This window comes from Vibrio sp. V38_P2S17PM301 (assembly GCF_009904845.1).
Taxonomy (GTDB): Bacteria; Pseudomonadota; Gammaproteobacteria; order Enterobacterales; family Vibrionaceae; genus Vibrio; species Vibrio proteolyticus.
The window spans coordinates 1-18,757 of the sequence record NZ_WXWO01000058.1 but is presented as its reverse complement, the minus strand read 5'-3'; the positions used below and the strand labels follow the sequence as shown (position 1 = coordinate 18,757).

20 protein-coding genes, 1 tRNA gene and 1 pseudogene are annotated in these 18,757 nt (G+C 48.3%); 9 read left to right on the top strand and 13 right to left on the bottom strand.

The features are described 5' to 3' along the window. Positions 1–59 precede the first annotated feature (59 nt). The 9 genes from CAG64_RS13615 to hutW all read right to left on the bottom strand — a co-directional run bounded on the left by CAG64_RS13615 (position 60) and on the right by hutW (position 5,657). Positions 60–605, bottom strand: a complete 546-nt coding sequence (locus CAG64_RS13615; RefSeq protein ID WP_161488516.1) for a nucleotidyltransferase family protein — start codon at positions 603–605, stop codon at positions 60–62. 12 nt (positions 606–617) lie between these two features. After that, on the bottom strand, positions 618–1,100 hold the full coding sequence (locus CAG64_RS13610; protein ID WP_161488510.1) for a PaaI family thioesterase: 483 nt from the start codon (positions 1,098–1,100) through the stop codon (positions 618–620). Positions 1,101–1,155: 55 nt separating this feature from the next. Continuing rightward, positions 1,156–1,515, bottom strand: coding sequence for a VOC family protein (locus tag CAG64_RS13605; RefSeq protein ID WP_161488509.1), 360 nt, complete (start codon positions 1,513–1,515; stop codon positions 1,156–1,158). A 184-nt stretch (positions 1,516–1,699) separates the two neighbouring features. Then, on the bottom strand, positions 1,700–2,104 hold the full coding sequence (locus CAG64_RS13600; RefSeq protein ID WP_337247455.1) for a lysozyme inhibitor LprI family protein: 405 nt from the start codon (positions 2,102–2,104) through the stop codon (positions 1,700–1,702). A gap of 68 nt (positions 2,105–2,172) precedes the next feature. Then, a complete protein-coding gene (locus tag CAG64_RS13595; RefSeq protein ID WP_161488508.1) occupies positions 2,173–2,541 on the bottom strand; it encodes a hypothetical protein in 369 nt (122 codons plus the stop codon). Between the two features lie 71 nt (positions 2,542–2,612). Beyond that, on the bottom strand, positions 2,613–3,146 hold the full coding sequence (locus tag CAG64_RS13590) for an ATP--cob(I)alamin adenosyltransferase (protein ID WP_040902510.1): 534 nt from the start codon (positions 3,144–3,146) through the stop codon (positions 2,613–2,615). A 65-nt stretch (positions 3,147–3,211) separates the two neighbouring features. Beyond that, complete coding sequence (gene hutZ, locus CAG64_RS13585; protein WP_021705002.1) at positions 3,212–3,742, bottom strand: heme utilization protein HutZ; 531 nt, start codon at positions 3,740–3,742, stop codon at positions 3,212–3,214. Positions 3,743–3,760: 18 nt separating this feature from the next. Beyond that, the gene (gene hutX, locus CAG64_RS13580; RefSeq protein WP_161452511.1) at positions 3,761–4,273 is read right to left on the bottom strand and encodes a heme utilization cystosolic carrier protein HutX; all 513 of its coding nucleotides are present in this window, start codon (positions 4,271–4,273) and stop codon (positions 3,761–3,763) included. Between the two features lie 10 nt (positions 4,274–4,283). After that, positions 4,284–5,657, bottom strand: coding sequence for a heme anaerobic degradation radical SAM methyltransferase ChuW/HutW (gene hutW, locus CAG64_RS13575; protein WP_161488507.1), 1,374 nt, complete (start codon positions 5,655–5,657; stop codon positions 4,284–4,286). Positions 5,658–5,825: 168 nt separating this feature from the next. Here hutW and CAG64_RS13570 point away from each other — a divergent pair, with 168 nt between their 5' ends. Genes CAG64_RS13570 through CAG64_RS13545 form a run of 6 tightly spaced genes read left to right on the top strand, consistent with a single transcriptional unit; the run spans position 5,826 to position 10,315 of the window. Next, positions 5,826–6,524, top strand: a complete 699-nt coding sequence (locus CAG64_RS13570; protein WP_161488506.1) for a TonB family protein — start codon at positions 5,826–5,828, stop codon at positions 6,522–6,524. Positions 6,525–6,526: 2 nt separating this feature from the next. Next, on the top strand, positions 6,527–7,216 hold the full coding sequence (locus CAG64_RS13565) for a MotA/TolQ/ExbB proton channel family protein (RefSeq protein ID WP_161488505.1): 690 nt from the start codon (positions 6,527–6,529) through the stop codon (positions 7,214–7,216). Further along, positions 7,213–7,626, top strand: coding sequence for an ExbD/TolR family protein (locus CAG64_RS13560; protein WP_161488504.1), 414 nt, complete (start codon positions 7,213–7,215; stop codon positions 7,624–7,626). Before CAG64_RS13565 ends, CAG64_RS13560 begins: the two co-directional genes overlap by 4 nt. A gap of 14 nt (positions 7,627–7,640) precedes the next feature. Further along, positions 7,641–8,486, top strand: a complete 846-nt coding sequence (locus CAG64_RS13555; RefSeq protein ID WP_161488503.1) for a heme/hemin ABC transporter substrate-binding protein — start codon at positions 7,641–7,643, stop codon at positions 8,484–8,486. Between the two features lie 9 nt (positions 8,487–8,495). Beyond that, positions 8,496–9,533 (top strand): FecCD family ABC transporter permease, encoded by a 1,038-nt coding sequence (locus CAG64_RS13550; RefSeq protein WP_161488502.1) that lies wholly within the window; start codon positions 8,496–8,498, stop codon positions 9,531–9,533. Further along, positions 9,533–10,315 (top strand): heme ABC transporter ATP-binding protein, encoded by a 783-nt coding sequence (locus tag CAG64_RS13545; protein WP_021704994.1) that lies wholly within the window; start codon positions 9,533–9,535, stop codon positions 10,313–10,315. Before CAG64_RS13550 ends, CAG64_RS13545 begins: the two co-directional genes overlap by 1 nt. 55 nt (positions 10,316–10,370) lie before the next feature. Here the strand turns inward: CAG64_RS13545 and CAG64_RS13540 are convergent, their stop codons facing one another. Beyond that, positions 10,371–12,254, bottom strand: coding sequence for a DEAD/DEAH box helicase (locus CAG64_RS13540; RefSeq protein ID WP_021704993.1), 1,884 nt, complete (start codon positions 12,252–12,254; stop codon positions 10,371–10,373). 430 nt (positions 12,255–12,684) lie between these two features. Here CAG64_RS13540 and rnb point away from each other — a divergent pair, with 430 nt between their 5' ends. Next, positions 12,685–14,697: an exoribonuclease II gene (gene rnb / locus CAG64_RS13535; RefSeq protein WP_161488501.1), complete on the top strand. Its 2,013-nt coding sequence runs from the start codon at positions 12,685–12,687 to the stop codon at positions 14,695–14,697. 62 nt (positions 14,698–14,759) lie between these two features. Here rnb and CAG64_RS13530 read toward each other — a convergent pair whose 3' ends face one another. Beyond that, positions 14,760–15,110 carry a DUF3024 domain-containing protein gene (locus tag CAG64_RS13530; protein WP_021704991.1) on the bottom strand — a complete coding sequence of 117 codons (351 nt, stop codon included), beginning with the start codon at positions 15,108–15,110 and terminating at the stop codon, positions 14,760–14,762. Between the two features lie 197 nt (positions 15,111–15,307). Here CAG64_RS13530 and CAG64_RS13525 point away from each other — a divergent pair, with 197 nt between their 5' ends. Beyond that, complete coding sequence (locus tag CAG64_RS13525) at positions 15,308–16,123, top strand: phosphate ABC transporter substrate-binding protein (RefSeq protein ID WP_021704990.1); 816 nt, start codon at positions 15,308–15,310, stop codon at positions 16,121–16,123. Positions 16,124–16,175: 52 nt separating this feature from the next. Here CAG64_RS13525 and CAG64_RS13520 read toward each other — a convergent pair whose 3' ends face one another. Continuing rightward, the gene (locus CAG64_RS13520; RefSeq protein WP_021704989.1) at positions 16,176–16,856 is read right to left on the bottom strand and encodes a MaoC family dehydratase; all 681 of its coding nucleotides are present in this window, start codon (positions 16,854–16,856) and stop codon (positions 16,176–16,178) included. 317 nt (positions 16,857–17,173) lie between these two features. Here CAG64_RS13520 and CAG64_RS13515 point away from each other — a divergent pair. Then, positions 17,174–17,264 (top strand) — tRNA-Ser (locus CAG64_RS13515). Between the two features lie 519 nt (positions 17,265–17,783). Here CAG64_RS13515 and CAG64_RS24105 read toward each other — a convergent pair. Further along, positions 17,784–18,752, bottom strand: a pseudogene (locus CAG64_RS24105) (recombinase family protein); the annotation flags it as partial. Positions 18,753–18,757 lie beyond the last annotated feature (5 nt).

Here is an 18,757-nt window from a genome sequence, read left to right as displayed (position 1 = left end):
CCGACACTTTTCTATTTTAATTTCAAAAGATTGTCTTGGCCGCACTCAGCCCAAGGCGTTCATACGACTCGCAACTCAGGCCATAGATTGAGCCAGCCTTTAGTCTGGAGTCGTTGTTCAAACAGAACACGTTCACGTTTTGGATTGTAGGTAATCCTCAATGCAAACAACGAAGCAAGACCAAACACGGACACGCATTCAAATTGATTGTCACTGTTGAGTCTGACCGCAACCGCCGTCTCCTGCTCAGGCCAGTAGCTCATCGCATCAATAGCGCTCTGATAGGGACGCTCCCCATTGCGAAGGTGCATCCAAGCTTGATTACGCACTTGCCAGTTGAGTATAGGCAAGGCGTGTTTCAGTCGAGCTTCGTGAGCCAGATGCGCGTCAGGGTTCGTTTCCAGAGGATCAAAATAGATCACATCGACATCGTTTAGCGCGGTTGACCGAGGTTTGGCGTGCAAATAATCCCAAACCAAATTGCGTACAAAGCCAGCCGCCAGATAGCATTGAGGCAACTGAAGTTGCTTAACACATTGCAATGCTTTTAGCCGCAACGCATCTCGCCTGACAAGAGACTCAACTGTTTTCGAATAAACGTTCAATGAGTTTGCCAATCAACCCGTCATATTATTTAGCCAACTGTTGGGCACTTGTATCGCCACAACCTGGCTAGAGCAACAGAGTTCGCCTGCAGAGTAGAGCTGGCAAGTTAATGTCATCTTGCTGCCTTTTATTTCATCTATCTCGGCAACCAATTCCACTTCTTGTTCAATGCGTACCGGCTTAAGAAAAGTCACATCAAGTTTCCCGGTTACATACCAGATCGTCTCCCCGGTCCCGATTTCCCGCTCCTGCAATTGATAGCCCTTCGCTATCGCCGTGCATATACAATGGCAATCAATGACGGTCGAAATGATACCGCCATTTAAAAACTGAACGGGCCCCGCACAATGATGAGGTGAAGGCACAAACCTACACGCCGATTTGTTCTCATCAACCCAGTGACTTTTGATTTGCAAACCGAGCGGGTTTTCGGGGCCACACCCAAAGCAATGATTATTTGGAACTAAATCCTGAAAAGCGTTTCCCTGTTCCATGCCGACTCCTAAAATCTAGTTTGACCTTAACCGATTGAGATCATGATGCACGGTTCTATCCACGCGCCTCTGACCACACCGCGAATTCGTTACCACTGGGTTCTTTGAAATGGAAGCGACAGCCACCCGGAAAATCGAAGACAGGACGCGTCACTTGACCACCATGCTGAGTCACTTTAGCCAACGTCGATTCGATATCAGCACTATAAAACACCAGCAGTGCCCCACCTGTGCTGGTTTGATTGCAAGTCTCTGCCCGAAAGAAACCACCATCCAACCCTTGGTCTGAAAAGGCGGTATACTCGGGGCCATAATCCACAAACGCCCAGCCAAAAACCGCAGAAAAGAAAGCCTTCGTGGCGGCCAAGTCTTTGGCTCCAAACTCTACATAATTCAGTTTTTCATGTTGATGCATGCATTCGCCTCCTTTCGGCTTCTCTGGTCGTCAATCAATACGATGTGAACTATCGTGCAAGGATTACATCATTGCCGGCTCCTTTTGCCCTCTCCAACACTACACCTAAATCATTAAAAAATGCCACGCGTCGCGAATCCTAATTAACGATTTGTTACTGGCTTCACGTTGCACTGCAAGGCAATTAACCGACATACACCGCCTTAAAATAAGCGATTCGTTCAAGCGTCATTCTTACTTTACATTCCTCAATCTGAACGGCTTGCCAGGGAGATGGTGTTGAAGAAAGGCCACTGAATCGACACTGAGCGTCTCTGAATGTTAACCATGCGCGCTGAGCAGCCCGAAAAGGCTTCACCAAGTCTGTCTTTTCCCATGTTTTCCTTAAAGCGGTTTCTTCTTCTTTAACTCTCTTTAACGCTTCCAGATAAGTTCGATTCAGCTCTTTGTCGGCAATATCCATTTTGTTCACAGCACACAGATAGCCAGCGGTCACGCCACCACCTTTCACGGTACACGGATGTTCAATCTTATCCGATGCCATCGCGAACCCCGTTAGCAATAACCCGATTAACAACCACTTTTTCACTTTTTTATTTTCCTATTTAACGCTTGATTAAGGCGCGCGTACATCCTGCCGATTGTTTCACTGTCAGGTCACTGGAACACGGACATTAACAGTTCGTCAGACAGGCGTTTGTACCGTATTAATTTTGAGCCAGAATGCTTCCTGACATGGATTCGTGAAGCATTTTTTTGCGGTGTCACCCTCAAGCTGTCAGGCTGAGCGATCACTTGGTAAGTGATCCAGCATTCTGAACACGTGCCTGCCTCACACGTATGTACCAGATCACGCTCCAGGTGCTTGTGTAGCATGACACCATTGTTAAACTTAACCGTAAGTTCACTCACCTGCGTCACCAAATCGCCATCAACCATGGTGTGTGTTTGACACACTTGTTCGTCGATAGACAAACCACTGACGTCTTGCTGCAAAGCCAAAATATAAGTAAACAACGTATTCATTGATCCCACCTACAAGAGCGTTTTCACAAAGAAAATCTTATCGCCGATGCCGTTATTCAGACAATCCGTCTTTACTTGGGCATCGCGTAGCTTTTACTGACAAATTCCGTCTCCGCCACATCATGAATACGGTTGGTGTATGAGGCCAGTGCGTAAAGAATATTCGCCAGCAAGTTGGCATACTTAAACAGAATGGGCGCAGGCGATTTTTGGCCCGAGTGTTCCACCGCCACTAAGGCACGAACCACCTTCTTTGCTTGCGTACGGCACAAGTGCAGCTCTCCTGCGATCGGATGCCCGCCAGGCAACACAAATCCACGAAAACCGCCTTCCAGAATCTGACAGAGTTGCTCATAATCGCGATGCAGTTCCTTGAGCGTCTCCTCAAAAATGGCTAACTTGCCGCGCACAGAGCCATTGAGATGGTATATGTGCGGCTGCATGCGGGTCAATATTTCCCGGCTGTGCTCGTCCAGCTCCATACTCAACACTTTGCCCACACGTGTACATAGCTCGTCCGCCGCAATTTCAAAATCACACACTGGGCTGTCTTCATAAATAAACGGGTAACACATTTCACCATGCGCTTTGCTTATCGGTTTCACGGTGATCAACTCCAGATAAAAGAAAAGGGAGCATTATAGCTCCCTTAGAAAATGATTAATAATAATCAGCTGTTAGACGCTTTTTTGTGGCCTTCTTGCAGATGCACAAAATCAACCAAGTCATCCCCTGATACCTGATACGCCTGCCCAAAACCTTTCACGAACAAACCACGTTCAGCTTTGAGGTTGAACAAGACAAAATCCTGCAATTGACTTAACCCTTCGACAATTTCGCCAAAACGTTCCTGCATTTGTCCGATCACTTGCGCCCACAGTGGTGAATCACGTTCTACCACGCTGGCAATTGCATCAAATGTCAAACGCTTGCGAGCAAACAACTGTTTTGAGCTCTCTTCATCTTCGATCAACATCAAAGAGACATGCGGATTCACCTGGAGGTTTCTTGCGTGACGTGCTATCTCTGAAATCAGCACGAAGTAGCCTTCCTGATTTTGTACAAACGGGGCATAACTCACATTAGGGCGCCCCTCTTCATCCACTGTCGCCAGTTGAATGGTTTTGCGTTGCTGACGAAACTCCTGAATTTCCGGTCCAAGGCGTCCCTGCAAACGCTCTTGTTTTATTTGCTGATCCATGGCTATCTCCTGACTCTCTCAAAGATCGTTCTGTTTTATTTCTGCTTGTTTTTGTTTAAATCGCGATACTTGTTGCGGAATCAATTCACGCTTGTCATCCCGCCCCAGGTACACTTTGAAAATGTTGTTGCCGTCTTCAGAAAAGAAACCAAAATAGTGGCTTTCTCGCCCCATGAATGGTTTGCTGACTAACGCGATATTCTTAATATTGTCGAGTTGAAGATGGCCATGAAGTTCCCCATTGCGCCCCATCAAGTTGTAATAACCGCGTGCAAGCTTACCTTTTGGAAACGGAGCTTTCACTTCAAAAATCGAACCGAACGAATGCATGATAGTCGTCACCGGCCCGTAACTGACCAGTTCTTCTAGAATCGATTGTGCCTGTTCACCTGCCATCACGGCGACCATGTCATCCGGCAACGCAGCAACCACATCAAACTCCGATACCTTCAATTGCTGTGCAATGGCCGCTGGGAGCAGTTTCGGTTCATCTTCGATCACCTGAGCGACCTGTTGTTTTAATGTATTCATAGTTATTCCATTAAGAGGCCACCAAACATGGCTTCATCGTGTTTTGATAAGTATGAAGCAGAATCCGGATACAAGCCTGCGTCAAAGTGACAGACCAAAAACCACCCGCCAACGTCAGGCTGAGATAATCCTTTTCAAGCTTTGCCAGACCAAGGCGATCCCAGTGGACGAACAGAGGATGCAGTAAACCAAAAAGGTTCACCCCAAACACCTTTGGTAGCGCGTAGCGACGCAGTACACCACTGTCGAAAGCCGCTTTTAAAGCGGCAAATACCGATGCCAAGTCATGCTGTTTACTGAGCATCATCACTGGCATCTGTTGTGTCTCAATCGCTTGCAGATAGGCTTGAAGATGACGATGCTGCATGACACTGTAGCCGCCAAGCGTACCGCCCGCACCACAACCTAGCGGTAACACGTCAGCCGACGTTTTGGCCAAACTGTTATACAAACTGCGCTCCCGGTTGTCTCGAGCCCAATGATTGACGCTGAGTGGCCGAAAATGATGCTGGCGCATAAACTCAACGCCAATTTTATACAGAAGCGCTTTCTCCGTGGAGCTTGCCGGCGGAGGTAACTTACCCTTTTCCACCAAATTCAACATCGGCGCGTCTCCGCCGACCACTAACTGATACAAGTCCAGTCCATGAGCCCCAGTCGAGAGAAAATCGCGCAGATCCTGCTCAAAGACCTCAGCCGACTGATGCGGCAGTCCGTACAAAAGATCGATAATAATTAATGCATCATCGCGGGCACTTAACTGGCTCAAACGTTCCAGCACCGTATCTCGATCATCCAGTCGTTTAGCACTGCGTCTGACCTTAGTATCAAAACTCTGAACACCAAAAGAGAAACGGTTAAATCCGCCTTCGAGCGCCCTTTCAAACATTTCATCACTAAAACGATTGATTCGCCCTTCCAGGGTAATCTCGCAATCAGACGCAAGTGGAAACGCGGATCGTATCCTCTGACCCAATTGCTGTATCTGTTCTGAAGACAGATCCGTTGGCGTACCACCTCCAACGTACACCGCCTGAAATACCGCGGACTGTGTCCAGGCGAACTGGGACTTTTGTTCGATTTCCAACATCAGAGCATCAAAGTATTCATCGACTAAACGGCGACTTGCCGCGTTCTGGAAAAAATTGCAGAACGTACACCGCACACGACAAAAAGGAACATGGATATAGAGACAGCGCTTGTCACCGGCACGACCCGGAGTTTGGTACAGCTTGTCTAAAACCGTAGTTGAACTCTGCGGCGACACCATCAAACTTCCGCCACCAGCGTGAGCGGAGTGCTTCGCATCGAAAGCAAATCGGAGTGGATCGTCGGTATGACGCCCCAAAACCGATTCATCAAAACTATTTAAGTCAATCTTCATATACAATCCTGCAATGCCCTTTATTCAAGGGACTCAGGCTTCAATCTAGGTGCTGGTTCGGGATCATAAAAGCACACAAATGAGAATGCAATTGATAATTGATATTATTTAGATTTTAAATAATAATCTGCTCTGTGTGTTCAGCCAGTCAACAAAGTGGAGAAAAAAGTGAGCCTGACAAGGTATGCAATTGCTGGCGGTGTGTCTTTGATCGCGCATGCTGCTCTACTGTTTGTCGCCCAGGAACCAAAAGCGTTGGCAATGCCCGCGGGTAGCCAGTCGACATCTGTTGCGATAAATTTTGTTGCTGCCCCGCCTCCCATCCCAGCATCCGACGCCATACCCACTGAGGCTCCAGAGACTGTGCAAGCGGCAGCGGAACTGACGTCACCGACGAAAAGTGTCGCCACGAAACCGGCGGTGAAGAAACACGTCACAAAGCCAATCAAATCAAAGCCGGCTCAGGTTAAGTCAGCTAAGCCGGCAACAAAGCAACAACCAAAAATACCTGAGCAGGAAACACCACCGACTCCTCCTATCGACAACGTGAAACCTCAACCGGCGACACAAGGCGCATCCAGTGAACCTGTCATGGTACAAAAACCATCGTTTGTCACTCGGCCGGTCGCCCCGCATTACCCTCGTCTGGCACAAAAACGGGGAATTGAAGGCGTGACAATGTACGAGGTATGGCTGGATGAAAATGGTAATCAGGTCAAACAAGTATTGATTGCTTCTTCCGGAGAAACACTACTGGACAAATCGGCACTCAATGCCATCAAACAATGGCGGTTTTCCCCCCACATCATTGCGGGGCAGAAAGTCGCACACCGAGTACAAATTCCCGTTCGTTTTAAGTTGGATTAACCATGGAAACCTTTGCTCAATTACAGCAACAGCTTGGCCTGATGACCTGGCCACTGCTCGTTTGTTCCGCTCTGACCGCAATGATTATTGCTGAGCGCCTGATCCAAGTCGCGATCAGTTTCTCAGTGGGAAAACGCGCGGTTCAATACAAACTCATGCAGCTTTCACCGCAACACCATCAACAGTTGGACGAGCTAGCAGAAGCGCTACTTCCTCGCCGTCCCTTACTGTTTAAGGGAGTCGGTATGTTGCTGACACATCGCCATGTAGAGAAAACGCTAAGAGAAGACGCCGCCGGTATCTGGCTGCAAGAGCAGCGTCACCAACTCCATTCAGGTTTGCGATTGTTAACCTTGGTTGGTGTGATCAGCCCATTACTGGGCTTGCTCGGAACTGTTCTTGGCCTGATCGAGATGTTTCAGGGCATGGCCGCATCTTCAGGCAATGTGACCCCAAGCGATCTGGCCGATGGGCTAGGCATCGCCATGTTCACCACCGCTGCCGGTCTTTTGATCGCACTGCCCGCTATTGTTGCCGCTCAGTTACTGGGATTATGGGCAGACCGTGTGATGGCCAAACTCGAGCACACACTGAACTATGTCAACCTTTGGCTTGAAGGCGTCAATTTGGCCGGACCAATCCTGGCTCAGACACATGGCACAGCGATGAATTCCCCGGTGGCTTCACAATGATTAAAACTGGGCACAACCACACGTCCTTCAGTATGACGCCCGATTTAACGCCGCTTCTGGACATTATTTTTATCGTTATGGTGTTTCTGATGTTGACGGCAGCCGTCAAGCTGGACTCGCTGGACGTGAGCCTGCCAACCACCGATTCCCCAATCTCTGCTGCCATCGACAGCCAATCCATGACCATCAACATTCTTAATGATGAGCCACATTGGGCTATCGATGGTCAGACATACCTCGACTGGGAAAACTTTACTCTGGCGCTGTTGGAACAACACAGTTCCCAACCTCGACCGATCGTCATCGGCGCCGAGAAAACGGCCGATATTCAATACCTGGTCAAACTGTTGGCTTACTTGCAAGAAAACGGCATTCAGGCGACCCAATTACTCACCGAAGATTCTAAGTAAACGAGATTTTTAACATGTTACCGCTCAAACCTTTTTTCTGCCTTGGCGCCTTAGCGTTGAATCTGCTCTCCCCAATCACCGCGTCTGCCAACGAACGCATCGTCAGTGCAGGCAGTGCCGTCACTGAGTTGATGGTTGCGTTAGGCGTGGATGATCAACTTGTCGCTGTGGATGTCACTAGCACACTACCAGGGAATACAACAATCCCCAAGATAGGCTACCATCGCCGCCTGTCTGCGGAAGGTCTGCTGGCCTTGTCCCCTACACTGCTGATTGGATCGGATGAAATGGGGCCTGGCTCCACTTTAGAGCAGCTCAAATCCGCTGGCGTACGTGTTGAAATCGTTAACACTCAGACCAGCACTGCGGGACTTTTAGCGCGTGTTGATCAAATTGCCACTCTGACCCACAGCGAAACCAGAGCCGAAACGCTGAAAAAAGATCTCCAACAGCAGCTCGATGCTCTGACACACCAACCGTTAAATACCCCGAAAAAAGTCCTCTTCCTGCTAATTCATGAAGGCCGGGCAGCCAACGTGGCTGGCAAAGATACGACGCCAGACGCCATTATTCGCCTGGCGGGCGGAATCAACCCGGCAGCTAGACAGCTAACTTCGTACAAACCGCTCTCGATGGAATCTATGGTCGAGATGCAACCTGATGTGATTCTGGTGAGTGGCCGTAGCTACGACAAGCTAGGCGGCGCTGACGCGCTCCTCAAGGCGATGCCGATGCTCGCAGCCACCCCGGCGGGTCAGAATAAACAGATCCTCACCATCGACGGGCATGCATTGGTTGGCGGACTGGGTTTAAAGAGCCTGGCCGAAGCCGAACGACTGCATCAACTATTGTCAAAATAGGGCTCAATCATGTTGTTGAGACGACTTCCTTTGAGCGTGACACTTGGGCTGTTTTCGCTGATGTTGGTGATAACCTCCGTCTATTCGATCACCGTCGGCCCAATGCAGATCGGGTTCACCGACAGTTTGTACAGTCTGCTTGTGCGCTCGAACACACTTCCAGCGCACATAAATCTGGTGATCCATGAAATTCGCTTCCCACGCACCATTTTGTGTGTATTTGTTGGCGCAACGCTGGCTCTGTGCGGCACGGTGACCCAGGGCCTGTTTCGCAACCCGCTGGCAGAACCGGGTATCATTGGTGTATCAGCCGGCTCCGCGTTAGGGGCGGCAACTGCGATAGTCCTATTTTCCGAACTGGCGCAAGCCTATCCTGTCCTGATGAACATCACTGCGATTCCGGTATTTGCTTTTTTAGGCGGAGCGCTGACCACGGTTATCGTTTACCATCTTGGCACATCTAAAATCGGCACTTCCGTCACCATTATGCTGCTTGCCGGCGTTGCAATCAGCGCTTTGTCAGGGGCGGGCATCGGCTTTCTTAACTTTCTCGCGGACGATCAAATGTTACGTGATCTGACACTCTGGTCGATGGGCTCGCTGGCTGGTGCAAGCTGGTCTTCCATAGGCCTGGCGGGCACCACCTTCCTACTCTTAATGGTGCTGTTTTATCGTCACGCCCGGGCTCTCAACACTTTATTGCTCGGTGAAGCGGAAGCTCGTCATCTTGGTATTCCGGTACAACGTCTCAAACGCCACCTGATTTTGCTCACGGCGGTCGGTGTCGGCGTGACCGTTAGTGTATCCGGTATGATAGGTTTCATTGGCCTGGTGATTCCCCACCTTGGGCGTATGTTAGCCGGACCGGATCATCGCCGTTTGCTGCCGCTTTCTGCACTGATGGGCGCCCTGTTGCTGACCGGTGCAGACATGGCGTCTCGCGTCGTTCTTGCGCCTGCCGAATTGCCAGTCGGGATTATTACCGCATTGATTGGGGCCCCCTTCTTTCTCTATCTTCTGTTTCAACAAAAAGGACGAATTCTGTAATGCCACAAGTGGTTCTGAGTGTTCGCCAAGCCAGTGTGCAATTTGGCAAGCACACCATACTGGATAACATTGATCTGGATATTCGCGCAGGTGAGGTTACTGCGCTACTCGGGCCAAACGGTGCGGGAAAAAGTACCTTACTCAAACTAATGTGTGGTGAGATTAACTCCGATAGCCCTCTCACCTATTTTGCTCAATCTTCATCACAATGGCCGTCTCAAGCGCTGGCCCGTCACTTGGGGATATTGCCTCAACACAGTAGCTTAAGTTTTCCTTTTCTGGCTCACGAAGTGGTCGAGTTGGGCGCCTTACCGTTGAACATCGGTCAGGCCGAAAGCCGGGATATCGCCATGCACTACATGCAGCTGACCGATGTTGCGCACCTCGGAGAACGGCTATACACCTCGTTATCTGGCGGCGAAAAACAGCGGCTGCATCTCGCCCGGGTACTAACCCAGTTACATCAGAGTGGAGAGCGCAAAATCCTGATGTTGGATGAACCGACATCTGCCCTGGATCTCGCCCACCAGCACAATACGCTGCACATCGCACGTGAGCTGGCCACTACACAACAGGCTGCGGTCATTGTGGTGCTGCATGATTTGAATCTGGCCGCGCAATACGCAGACCGAATGGTGATCCTCCATAATGGCAAGCTGGTCGAAGATGCCGCGCCTTGGGAAGCGCTGCAACCCAAACTGCTTGAGCGGGTATACGGCTTCAGCGCCATGGTTGCTAAACATCCCACGCTCGACTTTCCAATGGTTTATCCCGCCGCTTAATGCACAAAAAAGCCCCGCTCATCTGAGCGGGGCTTTTTCTTAATTCTGCAAAGAATTACGCTTCGGTGCGACGGCCGCGGCTATGACCACGTTCACCACGATGGTTACCACGGTGATCGCCACCACGATTGCGATCGAAGCGACGTTCGCCTTCGCGACGACCACCTTCACGGTTGCCGCCTTCACGGCTACCACGGAAGTTGCCATTGCCTTCGCGATTACTACGGAAACCACCGTCACGACGACCACCATCACGACGTCCGCCTTCGCGACGACCACGTGACTCGCGGAAATCATCAAAGTCACATACCACAGCATCCACTTGCTTCTGACGAATGCGTAATTTGCGTAGCTTGTTCGCTACATCTGAAGACATCGCTTTAGGCAACTGAACGTAAGTCTCACCACGATCCAGCTTGATGGCACCGATAGAGCCTTTAGTCAGGCCAAGTTCATTTGCCAGCGCACCGACAATGTCTTTAACCTGAACGCCTTGCTCACGGCCGACCTGGAATTGATAAGTATCCCATTCCTGGTTACCGAACTCACGACGACCACCGTTTTCACGACGTTCACGACGACGCAACTTATCACGCTCAATCGCTTCGATCATCGGATCTTCACCGATGTAGAACAATGGACGTTTGCCTTGCTGACGCTTCAGCAGAATGGCAGCCAGAGTGGTTGCATCCAGTTCTAGAGACGTTTGCAGTTTCTCTACCAGATCAACGAACTTCTCTAGTGCTTTGTGTTCTTTTTCCGCTTCCAGTTCTGCACCCAGTTTTTCCAGGCGAGATTCTGCCACTTTATCGCGATGTGGCAGTTGGATTTCTTCCATTGAAGACTTCGTCACACGCTCGATAGTGCGTAGCATACGGATTTGGTTGGTACGAACCAGAAGGATCGCTTTACCTTTACGTCCTGCACGGCCAGTACGACCGATACGGTGGATGTAAGACTCAACATCAAATGGAATATCGTAGTTAAATACGTGCGTAATACGTGGCACATCAAGACCACGAGCAACGACGTCAGTTGCCACCAGAATATCGATCACACCTTGTTTGATGTGGTCAACGGTACGCTCACGCAAGGATTGCGGAATGTCACCGTGCAGTGCTGCTGCTTTGAAACCGCGCGCAGACAACCAGTCTGCCAGACGCTCAGTATCCTGACGAGTACGTACGAATACAATTGACGCATCCGTCTCTTCGGTTTCCAGAAGACGAGACATGGCTTCATCTTTCTCAACGCCTTTAACCACCCAGAACTGCTGCTCTACTTTGTCTACTGTGTGGTTTTTACCTGCAACGTCGATAGTGACTGGCTCACGCAGGAAGCGTTCAACGATGTTTTTCAGCATCGGAGGCATTGTAGCTGAGAACAGAACTCGCTGAGCAGACTCTGGCGCGTGCTCCATGATATCGGTAACGTCGTCAACGAAACCCATATTCAGCATTTCGTCCGCTTCATCAAGAACGAAAGTATGTACTTCGTCCAAGTGCAGACGTTCACGGTTGATCAGGTCTTGTACACGGCCCGGTGTACCGACGATGACATGAGCGCCACTTTTCAGAGCACGCATTTGATCAACGATGGACGTACCGCCGTAGATTTCAAGCACTTTCAGACCACGGATGTTCTGACCCAAATTTTTCATTTCGGCCGCTACCTGAATCGCCAGTTCGCGAGTCGGTGCCAGCACGATAGCTTGGGGCTTACGTTGGTCTAGATCGATTTTGTTCAGCAGAGGAAGAGAGAAAGCCGCTGTTTTACCAGTACCGGTCTGAGCTTTACCCAGCGCGTCAGCGCCTTGCATCAGATGCGGAATGGCAGCCGCCTGAATTGGAGTTGGAGAAACAAAGCCCATTCCGTCCAGAGCAGAAAGAATGGCGTCGTTCAGCGCTAAGTCGCTGAACTGTGTTACAGAATCTTGCATTGGGATCCCACTAAGATTATTGATTTACAAGGTCCCACGAGCTCTACCAATTCCATACCAATCCAAACAACAAATTAGAGCTGATTCCTTTCAGATGCGGATAAGTGTTAAATCGCATCAAGCCGCTAGGGACAACTAAGGGACGCGGATTATTTCGTAAAAGCACACAAAAAGCCAGAAAAAATTGAAATACATCACAATTTTTTCTCATAACTGGTAAAAACGGTCATATTTACGTCATAAGCCAAGTTTAGAAAGGGTGGCACGCCCTACGGCAAACAGCAACTTTTCCGGGGTGAAAAGCACGCTTTCGGTAGTAATCCGCAGCGTCAATGTTTATAGTGTGCTGCTATTGCTGCGTCATAATCGACGTAAAATCTGAGTCGCCAACGCGACATGTCTCGCCGGCCCAAAATTAGATAAGTTTACGATGTTTCAAGACAACCCTCTGTTAGCTCAGCTAAAACAACAAATTCAGGAAACCCTGCCAAAGAAAGAAGGCACCATCAAAGCCACCGATAAAGGCTTTGGTTTCCTGGAAGTCGACAGCAAAACCAGCTTCTTCATCCCGCCACCATACATGAAAAAATGTCTGCACGGCGATAAAGTCGTTGCCATTATTCGTACCGAAAACGAGCGTGAAGTGGCCGAGCCTCAAGAGCTACTGGAGCAATCTCTGACCCGTTTTATCGGCCGCGTTAAGATGTTCAAAGGCAAACTGAATGTGGCACCTGATCACCCTCAGTTGAAGAAACAATCCCTGAAAGCCAAAGTGAAAAAAGGTCTCAAGCCAGACGATTTTGCTGAAGGCGATTGGGTGGTCGCTCACCTGACGCGCCACCCTCTTAAAGGCGACAATGGCTTCTTTGTTGAAATCTCAGAAAAGATCACCGACGCAAACGACAAGATTGCGCCGTGGTGGGTTACGCTGGCAGAAAACGATTTGCCGAATAGCGAACCGGCTGGAATCGAGAACTGGGAACTAAAAGACGATGCGGATCTTGAACGCATCGATATGACCCATATTCCGTTTGTGACCGTTGACGGCGAATCAACCAAAGATATGGACGATGCGCTGTACGCCAAACAAAAAGAAAACGGGGAGTTTGAGCTGACCATCGCCATCGCCGATCCAACGGCTTACATCACGCCGGATGATGAGATGGATAAAGTGGCACGTGAACGTGGCTTCACCATTTATCTGCCAGGCCGCAACATTCCGATGCTGCCTCGTGATTTGGCGGACGATCTGTGTTCACTGAAAGAAAACGAAGTTCGCCCGGCGCTGTGTTGCACGGTCACCGTAAGCAAAGATGGCGTTATTGGCGACGATATCCGTTTCTTCTCTGCCAACATTAAATCCCACGCACGGCTGGTCTACGATCATGTCTCTGACTGGCTGGAGACCGGTGAGTCATCCGAGTGGACACCAAGCGATGAGATCGCACAGATCGTGCGCGATCTGTACGCGTTTTCTCAGGCACGTGCAAACTGGCGAGAAGAACACGCCGTCGTGTTCCCTGATCGCCCGGACTACCGCTTTGAACTGAGTGAAGATAACGACGTTGTCGCGATTCATGCCGACTTGCGCCGCAGTGCAAACCGTCTGGTAGAAGAGTCCATGATCACGGCTAACATTTGTGCAGGCAGAGTTCTGCGTGCTCACTTTGAAACTGGTGTGTTCAACTGTCACAGTGGTTTTAAAGCCGAGAAAATTGAAGAAGTCGTTGAACTGGTGAATCCACAAGGCGACCTTCCGTTCACCGCTGAAAGCATTACTACTCTGGAAGGCTTTGCCGCACTGCGTCGTTGGTTGGGCACTCAGGAAACGACTTACCTGGATAACCGTATTCGTAAATTCCAGACATACAGCGAAATTGGTAACCAACCGCTGCCGCATTTTGCAATGGGCTTGGATATCTACGCGACCTGGACATCTCCAATCCGTAAATACGGCGACATGATCAACCACCGCATGCTCAAAGCGCACGTGCTGGGCAAAGCGCCGGTGCAGCAACCCGATGAAACGGTCGGCGAAGAGCTTGCACTGCACCGCAAGCATCATAAGATTGCTGAGCGCAACGTGGCCGACTGGCTGTATGCCCGCACACTGGCCGAAGAGCCGGCGAAAGAAACCAAGTTCTCTGCTGAGATCTTCGATATTTCACGTGCCGGTATGCGTATCCGTCTGCTGGAAAATGGCGCCGCAGCGTTTGTTCCAGGCAAACTGATCGTCGCCAACAAAGAGCGTATCCAATTGGATGGCGACAACGGTACCATCGCCATCGACAAAGAATTGATCTATCGCCTTGGCGACACACTGGAAGTGGTGTTGACAGAAGTGAACCAGGAAAATCGCAGCCTGGTGGCAAAACCGACTCAGGTCTTCGCTGAGCCGCCAAAACCGGAAGAATCGGAAAAGGCTCCGGCTGAAGCCGAATAACACATTGTCCGCAAGAAAGGCGCCGTAGGGCGCCTTTTCTTTAATTCGTATCCGGATAGGCATCAATCCCAGAACAACGACTTGGGATCTTTCTCAATTTCTCGCATCAACGCCGTTAAGTCATTACTAAACGCCAGATAAGGATACGGAACCCAGTCGTCACACCCTTCTTCCTGAATGACCGACAAATTCCATCGTTGCTGTTCTTCATCCCACAGTACTCGCGCCACCGGGTTAAAGTAATCACAGTGCGAAGAATCGAGAAGATAGTGTTGTTTGACAAACACCACACCATTATCGAGCACTTCAAAACTGGCCTTGCCCAGTTCAACCGGCAAGCTCTGATTACGGTTCTGACACACAACCTGAGCCCGGGTTTCAACCTGCCTTTGCAACAAATTCACCAAACTCATTCAACTCTCCCTAGCGATGCTGGCGTGATCACTTTTTTGACTGTATCAGCTATTTAGCCCGAGTAACATCACTTCTGATTAAGTGTAGAAGCCATAATATGAATTATAAATATTTGAGTCTGCATTCATTTTCACAAAATTGTCATGTAATCGACATATGATAAGCGGCATCTGATATACCACCTCCGGAGTTTTGTATGATTCGAATTGCGATGGCTGCCCTGCTGTCTACTACGTTGTTTTCTTTCCCGCTGTTTGCGGCACAAATCAGTGTTTCCGGCTCAACGTCGGTCGCCCGTGTCATGGATGTACTCGCCGAAGATTTCAATAAAGCTCATCCAGAAACTTATGTCGCGGTTCAGGGCGTCGGGTCTACGGCGGGGATAACACTGGTCAAAAAAGGAGTCGTCAACATTGGTATGAGTTCACGCTACCTGGTCGAAAGCGAGATGTCTGGCGACCTGAAGGTGGATCCCATTGCATTTGACGGACTGGCAGTGATCGTCCATCAGTCAAATCCACTGACCAATATCAGCCGTGAACAGTTGTATGATATCTACAAAGGAAAAATCACCAATTGGAAACAAGTTGGCGGACCGGATCAACAAATTGCCGTCGTTACCCGTGAAGCATCATCAGGCTCCCGTTACAGTTTCGAGCACCTATTAGGCCTGACGCGCATCGTGAACAACCGTGAGGTTTCTGACATTAATCCAGACAACCTGGTGGTCAACAGTAACAGCATGGTAAAAACACTGGTTAACCACAACAAACAGGCAATCGGCTTTATCTCCACCGGTTCAGTTGATCGGTCCGTTAAAGCCATTACGTTTGAAGGAACAGAAGCGACAACAAAGAACATCGCCGACGGAAAATACGAGCTTTCCCGTCCGTTCTTATTGGTCTTCTATCCAGAAAAGCTCAACAAAGACGCTAAAACGTTTATCGAATACATTGATTCTGAAGCGGCCAAAAAATTGATTGAAGAGTACGGCTACACACCGACAAAATAACTTAAGAAACAAAAAAGGAGAGCCATGGCTCTCCTTTTTGCTATCTGGATACTTAGAAGTGCAGTTGAATCACCGACACAACAACCGCAGCTGGGCGACGTACTCCATCGATCTCAACTTTGATTTCACGCTCAACCTCTAACCCTTTGCGAATAGGTGTGACTTTAGTTAGCGTGCTCACTGCACGAAGGCGATTACCAGCTTTCACCGGATAGGGAAATCGAACCTGGTTGAGACCGATATTGACCACCATTTTCGCACTGGGGAACAGGTTATGTTCAGGGTCAACACTGTCCGTTAAACGCGGCAGCAATGCCAAGGTCAGAAAACCATGTGCAATGGTCGTCTTAAATGGAGACTCTGCGGCTGCGCGCTCAGGATCAGTATGAATCCATTGCATGTCTTCTGTCACCTGGCCAAACTGATTGATACGCTCTTGATCAACGCTCAGCCAGTCTCCGGTGTGGATCACTTCGCCAATCTGTTGCTGAAGTTCATCAAACAAGACTTGTGCTTCAGGCTTAAGCACGATCTGCGGTTCTTCAACAACCACGTCTTCGTTGACTGCTGGCTGCTGAAAATCACGTACCCATGAGAAGAATTGGCGATTATTCGCCTTATGCAGAATTTCGCCCCAGTACTCACGTACTGCGGGAGACATTTTCTCCAACAACTCAGAATGATACTTGGACACTGTTTCACCACGATGTTTGAAAAGATCCGCGACTTTCATAAATACCTCAGAATTAACCACTTCAGACTGGTAATTAGCTAATTTTGAAACAGTTCACACTTACGTGCAACGACTTTCGGGCGTACAAGCGTTTTCTCAAACCCATATTTCTTTTAAAATTCAAAACCTTATTAATAAAACATTATTTTATTAGCATAAGTATGAATAGAGTATTTACGTCACAAAATTAGTATTTATAAGCATTTTTAGTAGTTTAGCACGAGTTTGACAATCGGCTAGTTAACGAGCAACCGCTCCGTTTACCTCGATTCTTCGCTTTACAAGCCTGTTGGATATTCCTATCATAGCGCCCACATGGAGAGATGGCTGAGTGGTTGAAAGCACCGGTCTTGAAAACCGGCATACGTTAATAGCGTATCTAGGGTTCAAATCCCTATCTCTCCGCCATATAGTGACGAAAGTGGGAACCGAATAATCGGTTCCCACTTTTTCATTTGAAATAAGGTATAGTAGAGCTAAATTACTCCCTTTGAGCACTAGCTTTTTTTGCTCGGTGATTGTTACCTCTGTTATCGTCGCTAACAAAAATTGCTTTAGTTTCTCATCATTAGCTTCCTTCACGTATTGTTGTACATTGTCCACGAACGAACTGATTTGAGCTTTTCCAAAGCGTTTGATGGGTATTGATGCTAGTGATTTATAACTATCCAGCTTTTCCTCATAAAGGGCAATCTGAGCGTTGTATTCATCCATGTTACGGTTTATTGCAGGATTAGGCTCAATTTTCCCGTCAGCTATAAGGTCTACCAAGTTTCTAACTTTGGTCTTTAGTGAGCTGATTTGATTTCTAATCGGTCTTAGCTTTTCATCACTAACTTTTTTCTTATTCTTAACAATTTCCAAAGTATCATTATAGATATTTGCTAAGTGTTTATAAGTAAACACATGTTCTAACAGAGCTTTTCTCAAGGCATTATCTGCTTCGTTTTTGCGAAGACGCTTTGATGAACATAGCTTAGGATCTTGTCTAACTTGCAGGCTGCATTGGTAGTACTTATATTTACCACCCTTTCCAGTCGATATAACCATCGTCGAACCGCAAACTGGACATCGAAGAGTCCCTGTCAATAATGAACTAGAGCGTAATGACTTTACATTGTTATACGCAACTTGACGCTCGGACAACTTGTTTTGCACTCTATTATATAATTCTTTTGAAACGATTTTTGGCACTGGGATTTTTATTATGTTCTTACCTGGTTCGTTTTTTTGGGTTTTACCAAATTCAAATTCTCCTTTATAGGCAGAGTTCGTTAATATCCGATGAATGGTGTTTTTGTTCCACCTTTTCCCTCTGTTAGTGATCTTTTTGTCATTTAAGATCTTTGCTATTTCTTTTACTCCTAACCCCTTACCATTAAGACCTATATCTGAAAGAGAATAGATCTCTTTAACTACTTCTGCTTCATCACTTTTTACAACAAGTTTTTTACGCTCTTTCGATGTGTCACCTTTAACGCTAACTGACTGATAACCAAAAAGTAATGGCCCACCTGTATGGAAGCCTTTTCTTGCTGTATCTCGCAAACGGTCAGATACGACAGCAGCGTTTTCTCGGCTTTGGTGTTCATGTAGTATGCCCAATATGTTAGTCATAAATTTAAAACTAGAAGGCTCACTAGGTAAAGCTTCACTTGCAGACTGCAAAATCATCCCTTTTTTCTCCAAAACTTCCATAGCCAAAAGCTGATTCTTTAAGTTTCTAGAAAAACGGGATAGGCTATACACCACGACTCCATTAGCATCGATAATCTGTTCAGATAGCTCATGTAGCATTACATCAAAAACAAATCGCCTTCCTTTGAAAGCACTCGCCGCTTCATCAACATACCAATGCACAATTTCATGGCCATTACTTTTAGCCCAGCGTTGGATATATT

Excerpts from the sequence above, each read along its gene's own strand:
- CAG64_RS13610 (WP_161488510.1), bottom strand. The coding sequence starts at position 1,100 with ATGGAACAGGGAAACGCTTTTCAGGATTTAGTTCCAAATAATCATTGC.
- CAG64_RS13605 (WP_161488509.1), bottom strand. The coding sequence starts at position 1,515 with ATGCATCAACATGAAAAACTGAATTATGTAGAGTTTGGAGCCAAAGAC.
- CAG64_RS13595 (WP_161488508.1), bottom strand. The coding sequence starts at position 2,541 with ATGAATACGTTGTTTACTTATATTTTGGCTTTGCAGCAAGACGTCAGT.
- hutZ (WP_021705002.1), bottom strand. The coding sequence starts at position 3,742 with ATGGATCAGCAAATAAAACAAGAGCGTTTGCAGGGACGCCTTGGACCG.
- hutX (WP_161452511.1), bottom strand. The coding sequence starts at position 4,273 with ATGAATACATTAAAACAACAGGTCGCTCAGGTGATCGAAGATGAACCG.
- hutW (WP_161488507.1), bottom strand. The coding sequence starts at position 5,657 with ATGAAGATTGACTTAAATAGTTTTGATGAATCGGTTTTGGGGCGTCAT.
- CAG64_RS13565 (WP_161488505.1), top strand. The coding sequence starts at position 6,527 with ATGGAAACCTTTGCTCAATTACAGCAACAGCTTGGCCTGATGACCTGG.
- CAG64_RS13560 (WP_161488504.1), top strand. The coding sequence starts at position 7,213 with ATGATTAAAACTGGGCACAACCACACGTCCTTCAGTATGACGCCCGAT.
- CAG64_RS13555 (WP_161488503.1), top strand. The coding sequence starts at position 7,641 with ATGTTACCGCTCAAACCTTTTTTCTGCCTTGGCGCCTTAGCGTTGAAT.
- CAG64_RS13550 (WP_161488502.1), top strand. The coding sequence starts at position 8,496 with ATGTTGTTGAGACGACTTCCTTTGAGCGTGACACTTGGGCTGTTTTCG.
- CAG64_RS13545 (WP_021704994.1), top strand. The coding sequence starts at position 9,533 with ATGCCACAAGTGGTTCTGAGTGTTCGCCAAGCCAGTGTGCAATTTGGC.
- CAG64_RS13540 (WP_021704993.1), bottom strand. The coding sequence starts at position 12,254 with ATGCAAGATTCTGTAACACAGTTCAGCGACTTAGCGCTGAACGACGCC.
- rnb (WP_161488501.1), top strand. The coding sequence starts at position 12,685 with ATGTTTCAAGACAACCCTCTGTTAGCTCAGCTAAAACAACAAATTCAG.
- CAG64_RS13530 (WP_021704991.1), bottom strand. The coding sequence starts at position 15,110 with ATGAGTTTGGTGAATTTGTTGCAAAGGCAGGTTGAAACCCGGGCTCAG.
- CAG64_RS13525 (WP_021704990.1), top strand. The coding sequence starts at position 15,308 with ATGATTCGAATTGCGATGGCTGCCCTGCTGTCTACTACGTTGTTTTCT.
- CAG64_RS13520 (WP_021704989.1), bottom strand. The coding sequence starts at position 16,856 with ATGAAAGTCGCGGATCTTTTCAAACATCGTGGTGAAACAGTGTCCAAG.